Source organism: Morganella morganii H1r (assembly GCF_000633515.1).
Lineage (GTDB): Bacteria > Pseudomonadota > Gammaproteobacteria > Enterobacterales > Enterobacteriaceae > Morganella > Morganella morganii_B.
On sequence record NZ_AYMP01000060.1, the window covers coordinates 1 to 6725 of the forward strand.

The window sequence follows — 6725 nt, forward strand, 5'->3', positions numbered from 1 at the left end:
TCCAAGCGTGACGATTTTTTGAAAATAAATTCACTTAACAATCATCCACCTATACCCTTATCTATATTTTATATATCTTTGGCTATTTACATGACAAATATCTTTGGCTATATTTATATCCATCGAAGGCAACCACAGTATGAAAACACCTTCTGGCTCTTTAACAAATTAGAAAGTCGAAACAGCACAATCCACCTGTTTAGACCCCAACGCACAAATGCGATGTAGCGCCTAATGGGTGGCGTGAAGATTAGCACCGCACGAAAGTGATCACGGTCGTGAACGGGCAACACTGGCGGGATGGGTTGTGTGAGCGCAGAGATTTATTAATAGAGAACACCAGAACAGGCGCTAAATCGGTCGCGTCAGGAATTAATAAAGCACCGTCAGCATCGGAGGATTTATGTAGTGAATAAATGTAATTGGAGAATCTAAATTAGGACGATCGGCCCGGTTCTCATGTATGTGAGAGCACCCGCCCGCCGGAGCGGTTAATCCGGCACTTCATCACAGCCCATTCGGTGAGTGGGCTGTGATGAGTTAACAACAGGAGATGGATATGACTTGTAGCAACAAAAAATGCACGGATGGCATTGAGCTCATCACATGCTGCTCAGGCAGAGAATGCGGGTGCATGGGACAACCGGTAGCGGCAACAAACTGCAAAGAGTGCAACAAAGAGAATCGAGAACCAACAGATGAAGACGTTATCCATTATCTGAATTACGTCGAGTGGCTTGGAGACTGACAGCCCGGAAAGACGGGCATCCAGTCAGTATTGGGATTGGTGAATGCGCGGGCTGACGCGTATTAGTCCCCACCCTAACCTCAGATAGCAATAATTGAGAGCGGTGATGACGTGGGGGAGACGTGGCTTAACACACTATGACCGGGAAAATCCGGCAAGCAGGAGATCAGCACCTGCCACCAATCACCAATACTGACTAACAACACAATCACGAAAGGATAACGTTATGTGCAACTGCATGAATGAAATGGGCGAGAAAATTAAAAAGCACATTTCACAACAGGTTCCTGACGGTGGCGAAATAATTGATTTTAGAACAGATTGGGATAACAAAATGCTGTCTCTTGAAGATGGCAAATCCTACGTAATGCTAAATTACAAACTCGCATACCGGGCTAAAAAGAAAAGCGGTGAGATGGCAAAAAATATTACCCGTCTCAGTAACTGCGTAAAAATGTCTTACTGCCCTTTCTGCGGCGTTAAGTATGACTAACACCCCGCAGCGGGGATAACTATTCGGACATCACGTAGCACAGGGAAGTGCATAGGAGGAAGTGTGGAACATAAAATATCGCTATTAAAAAGAGCAGGTGAATCTGCATTCCCGGTAAAAATAGATATGGTAGACGGTTCCAGGATTGAAGGTATGGGCATGTCGCTGCGCGATTATTTTGCAGCAAAGGCTATGGCATCAGTCCCGTTAGCTTTAGATAGTAATGAGCAGCAATTAATAGCCAATGCTGCTTATGCACAGGCAGACGCAATGCTCAGAGCAAGGGAGAAACAACATGGAATTTAAGGGTACGCCGGGGCCGTGGTTACATGCAGACAGCCACGGACTTAATGAAACAGCAGGCGGTGCTATTCACGGAGACGGAAAAACACTTTGTCTGGTTCTGGGGAAAGGCATCGGAAAGGAAAAAGCGACCGCTAATGCGAAACTGATGGCGGTAGCGCCGGACTTGCTGGATGCGTTAATTGGCTTGTTTGAAAGTTACAAACAACTCGCTGATTCCGGAGATGCTGGCTTTTGGAGACTGGAAGACACAACGGAAGGCCGGGCAGCAACAAAGGCAATCAACAAAGCACTCGGAGGTTAACAATGTCAGGACACCCACATGCTGACCTTATGGCTAAGGCAGCAGAGATAGCGAAGACGGATTATTGGTGGAATGAGCACTTCGAAATTTACGCCGGTGAAGAATACGGATGGATTGAAATGAGCCTCTCTTCATCGTTCATTCGTGAAGAAGAATATCGGCTAAAGCCTCGCTACATCGACATTAACGGTCATCAGGTTCCGGAGCCGGTGCGGGAGCCACTGCAAGAAGGTGATTTATATTATGGAGCATCGACTGCGGATGGCGTGTTCTCCGCGATTTGGAATTGTGACCACATAGATTCTGAGCGACTGCACAAGGGTATTATTCACCTAACCAAAGAGGCAGCAGAGACCCACATAGCCGCCCTGCTCTCTTTCACACAGAAGTAACCCACCCTATAAATAAACGGAGTTAATTATGGCAAACGAACTGGTCGTTATCGAACCAGCGACAGCGCTCGACCTTTTTACAGCGCAGGATAAGGTTCAGGTACTGCTGTCTGGCATCCGGGAGAAAGCACTCGCAGAGCAGGCATTACTCGATACTGATTTATCGAAAGCCAAGAATCGCGATGCTATCAAATCACTGGCCTACAAAGTTACGCAGTCAAAAACATACATCGACAAAGCCGGAAAGGCTGTTGTTGATGAACTGAAAGAGCTGCCGAAAAAAGTGGATGCCAGTCGCAAGCAGTGCCGGGATGAGCTCGACGCGCTGAGCGAAGAAATTCGCCAGCCGGTAACAGCCTGGGAAGATGCAGAAAAAGCGCGTGTGGCAGCGGAAGAACTGGTTAAGAAAATTGAGCGTGACCATGAAGAAGCATTGCAGATGAATGAACTGCATGACCTGCGCAAGGCCGAAGAAGAACGCAAACGCATTGAGCATGAAAACGAAATCAAGCGTCAGGCAGCAGAGCAGGCGCGAATCGAAGCCGAACAAAAAGCACAGTGTGACCGTGAGGCGGCGGAGCTTAAAGCCAAACAGGAGCGTGAAGCGGCGGAATTAAAAGCACGACAGGAAGTCGAGGCGGCAGCTAAGCGCGAGCGTGAGGCCAGAGAGGCACAGGAACGCGCAGAACGTGAAAAGCAGGAAGCAATCGCGAAGGCTGAGCGTGAAAAGCGGGCCGCAGTTGAAGCGGAGCGGCGCAAGGCAGAGGAATCCGAACGCACACGACTGGCGGAGATTGAGCGCCAGAAGCAGGAAGAATTAAAGCGCCAGGCTGATACTGCGCACAGAGCTAAAGTAAATAACCAGGCGATGCAGGATTTAATCGCCACAGGCATCCCAGAAGATTGTGCAAAGGCATGCATCATTGCCATCGCCAAAGGAGCGGTGTCATCAGTAAAAATCAATTACTGATGCCATGACCAGCGCATTCTACGCAGTCACCCTATTCATATCAGCATCACTCATCTTACTAATTTTACGGTAATCACATGACTATCAATCAGAACGTTTTCCGTCTGGCGCAAGCACAGGCGCGGGTAGCTATACGCCAGAAATGCGATGACATCTGGTGGTTAGCAATGGAATTACTCAGAGAAAGTTACGGGAGGCAGGTATGCAGATAACTTGCGACCACTTCAGCGTTTCCAGCAGAACCGGCGAGTCGGTAATCACTACCCACGGAAGGACATTTATCAACGGCCTTGATTCTGAGGCTATAGGAAATAGCGATGCCGACATACAGGAGTTAGTCGGTAACTGGCTGCAGAGCATGGATGAGCAATCAGCCGTTGAAGCGCTACGGAAAGCAGGGTTCGACATGGACGTTATCGCACAGCTTGCAGGGAGGAGCGCAGCATGAACGCATACGCAGCACAGGATGAAGACTTGGAAGTCAGCGAACGGGCAACGGATGCCTTTAATAAACTCCCTCAGCGCCTTCTGGATGAAGTCAGCGAGGAACTCCAAAACGAGATATGGAATTCTCTTTATGGGGTAACGGCGGAAATCAGGGATCACTATGCTGCCATTTATCAACAGCATCTTTAACGACAGCATCTGCGAATGGAATCGCCATACAAGAAAGGACAGGAGAAATGAGCACATCAATTATTGAATTTGTACAACAGCAGGAGACGTTGTTCAGCAGCGCATTGACAGAGCAAACAATAACATGGGCTAAGGAAAGCCAGTTTGCTATTCAGGCATTCCAGAAAAACGACAAACTGGCAGAGGCTGCGTTAAAGAATCAGGCCAGCGCACAGAATGCAATTATCAACGTCGCAGCCATCGGGATAACCCTGAATCCGGCCAGTAAGTTAGCATATCTTGTCCCACGGAAAGGTGAGGTATGCCTTGATATCAGTTACATGGGTCTGCTTCATCTTGCCCAGGCAACAAAAGCGATCATCTGGGGGCAATGCAAGCTGGTACATGAAAAAGATGTTTATGAGTCCAACGGACTGGAACTTCCCCCCACCCATAAATATAACGCGTTCGGAGAGCGCGGAGCGGTTATCGGTGGGTATTGCACGGTAAAAACAGCGGAGGGTGACTATCTCACGGAAGAAATGACACTCGAAGATATCAAAGCTGTTGAGGCGACAAGCAAGGCAAGTAACGGGCCATGGAAGACCTTCTGGGAAGAGATGGCAAGGAAGACCATCGTCAAACGCGCCAGCAAATACTGGCCGCGCCGTGAAAGACTTGATCAGGCTATCGAGTACATAAATACAGATGCCGGTGAAGGAAATGATTTTCAGGCACCGAAGAATCAGGAGCGAGACATAACACCGGCCAGCGAAGACCAACTGAAGGATATATCTGATCTGATGATCAAAGTTGATGGTGAATGGAGTGAGGTTTTCATCGCCTTCATCAGCAAAAAATTCAATCGCCCTATCTCCCACCCAGAACAGCTCACCGTATTTGAGGCTAACACCATCATCGACATGCTCAGGAAAAAGGCAGGCGAATAATGATCAGTAACGACATCATTCTCAGCAAAACCGGCATCGATTTATCAAAAATATCGCAGGGAAGTGAAGAATGGATGTCACTGCGCCTCGGGGTGATTACCGCCTCAGAGGTCTGGAAAGTTCTCACAAAACCACGCTCAGGGACGACATGGAGCGATACCAAAAAGACGTATTTCAATACGCTTATCGGTGAAGTCTGTACCGGCGTAAGCAAGGATGTTAGCGCCAGATCGCTGGAATGGGGAAAGGATTACGAACTCGAAGCACGGATGACATTCGAGTTTTACAGCGGCCTGACGGTCACGGAAGACCCGATAATTTTCAGGGATGAATCACTGCGGACAGCATGCTCTCCGGACGGCATTTGCAGTGACGGCGCTGGCCTTGAGCTTAAATGCCCCAAGACAACGGAAGTCTTTATTGATCTGGCTTTAAACGGAATTAAGGCCATGAAAAGGGAATACACCGCTCAGGTTCAGTATTCAATGTGGATCACCGGAAAGGATGTTTGGCATTTCGCAAACTACGACCCACGCATGCCGGGAGGAAAGGAAATTGTCCATATACCGGTAGAGCGCGACGAAAAAATGATGCAGGAATTCGACCAGCAGATACCGGAGTTTATTGAGGCAATGGATGCCGCACTAAGCACACTCGGCATTGAGTACGGTAATCAGTGGAAAGTATTTCAGCTTTAATAACCCCACCGTTTCAGGATGAAGCGTAATGCAGGGATGCTGAGGCTTGACGGTTATGACGGGTTACGGTAGATTGCTTGCAGGTGCTGAACACACCTCATACAGCGGTCTCCACACCCGATAACCATGTGGATTTTTTACGTCCATAGATTGTTATGGTCGGGTAGCGAGCAGCACATAAAATACCCGCAAGGGGAAAACTGCTGGCCGTCTGTATGCGGTGTTCAAGTACCCGACCGCCCATCTGAACAATGGGAAATGAACGATCATACAGGAGCGTAAAATGAACACTCAAATTTCATTATCTTCCCCGCAAGTTTCTATCCATAATGGCAAAGCTGTAACAACCACAGATGACGTAGCTGCGTACTTTGGCAAACAATCACATCATGTGGTCAAAAAGGTTGAATCCCTTGAATGCTCAAAGGATTTTATCATCTGCAACTTTTCGCGAATGATAAAAAACGTACAACTTGCCAAGGGAGCTACTCGTGAAGTTACCTACTACCAGATGACCAAAGACGGTTTTGTATTTTTGGTAATGGGGTTCACCGGTAAAAAGGCGGCTCAGTTCAAAGAAGCCTATATTGCCGAATTTAACCGCATGGAAGCCGAACTATTCAGCCCGAAAAAATCCACCGTTGACCAGCGCACACCACTACGTGATGCTGTTAATCTCCTGGTCAGCAAAAAGGGATTGATGTACCCGGAGGCGTATTCAATTGTTCATCAGAGATTCAGCGTGGAAAGTATCGACGAATTACAACCTGAACAATTACCGGCGGCAATAGAATATATTCACCGACTGGCTTTAGATGGCGAGTACATTCCGAAGGACGACCCGCGAGAAGTTACCCACCTTTATGTTAATAAAGATTTAGACGTCCATAATGTAAATGCACTGGCGAAACACTTCGAGGCGATTTATACCGCATGGAAGGCTGAATTATATCCGGCATTAATGAGCGTCGATTCCCCGATTGCCGGGCGGTTATATGACCGGTTCAAAGACGGTTATTCATTCCTGATGCGGCTACAGGAAAGCCTCAACGGTAAGCATCCTGCTTTAATAAATTAATTCTATATCAGCCCTGCAATCGCGGGGCTTTTTAATCGGAATATACAATGACCATAGTCGGATTTGTATTACTACTGGTAATGCACGGCTCTGCTGTGCCTGTTACCGATGATATTTATACACTCGAAGAATGTGAGAACCGCGCAGTGCAGGTAATGACTGTGCGGAATATTG

Annotated in this window: 10 protein-coding genes; all 10 read left to right on the forward strand. The window is 47.8% G+C overall.

The window, feature by feature from the left end; genetic code table 11:
* Positions 1-986 precede the first annotated feature (986 nt).
* Entirely contained in the window at positions 987-1241 is a 255-nt protein-coding gene (locus U868_RS0121620) for a hypothetical protein (protein ID WP_240182749.1), read from the forward strand.
* A 63-nt stretch (positions 1242-1304) separates the two neighbouring features.
* Positions 1305-1547, forward strand: a complete 243-nt coding sequence (locus U868_RS0121625; protein ID WP_205275547.1) for a hypothetical protein — start codon at positions 1305-1307, stop codon at positions 1545-1547.
* Positions 1537-1848: a hypothetical protein gene (locus U868_RS24235; protein ID WP_025155100.1), complete on the forward strand. Its 312-nt coding sequence runs from the start codon at positions 1537-1539 to the stop codon at positions 1846-1848. Before U868_RS0121625 ends, U868_RS24235 begins: the two co-directional genes overlap by 11 nt.
* A 29-nt stretch (positions 1849-1877) precedes the next feature.
* Positions 1878-2240 carry a hypothetical protein gene (locus U868_RS0121635; protein ID WP_162817278.1) on the forward strand — a complete coding sequence of 121 codons (363 nt, stop codon included), beginning with the start codon at positions 1878-1880 and terminating at the stop codon, positions 2238-2240.
* Positions 2241-2268: 28 nt separating this feature from the next.
* Positions 2269-3210 (forward strand): hypothetical protein, encoded by a 942-nt coding sequence (locus U868_RS0121640; RefSeq protein WP_025155102.1) that lies wholly within the window; start codon positions 2269-2271, stop codon positions 3208-3210.
* A 202-nt stretch (positions 3211-3412) separates the two neighbouring features.
* Complete coding sequence (locus tag U868_RS0121645; RefSeq protein WP_025155103.1) at positions 3413-3658, forward strand: hypothetical protein; 246 nt, start codon at positions 3413-3415, stop codon at positions 3656-3658.
* Positions 3655-3846, forward strand: a complete 192-nt coding sequence (locus U868_RS0121650) for a hypothetical protein (RefSeq protein ID WP_025155104.1) — start codon at positions 3655-3657, stop codon at positions 3844-3846. The genes U868_RS0121645 and U868_RS0121650 overlap by 4 nt, the downstream gene beginning before the upstream one ends.
* A gap of 47 nt (positions 3847-3893) precedes the next feature.
* Positions 3894-4775, forward strand: a complete 882-nt coding sequence (locus U868_RS0121655) for a recombinase RecT (RefSeq protein WP_025155105.1) — start codon at positions 3894-3896, stop codon at positions 4773-4775.
* 2 nt (positions 4776-4777) lie between these two features.
* Positions 4778-5473 carry a lambda exonuclease family protein gene (locus tag U868_RS0121660; protein ID WP_025155106.1) on the forward strand — a complete coding sequence of 232 codons (696 nt, stop codon included), beginning with the start codon at positions 4778-4780 and terminating at the stop codon, positions 5471-5473.
* Between the two features lie 283 nt (positions 5474-5756).
* A complete protein-coding gene (locus tag U868_RS26075) occupies positions 5757-6551 on the forward strand; it encodes a Rha family transcriptional regulator (RefSeq protein WP_025155107.1) in 795 nt (264 codons plus the stop codon).
* Positions 6552-6725 lie beyond the last annotated feature (174 nt).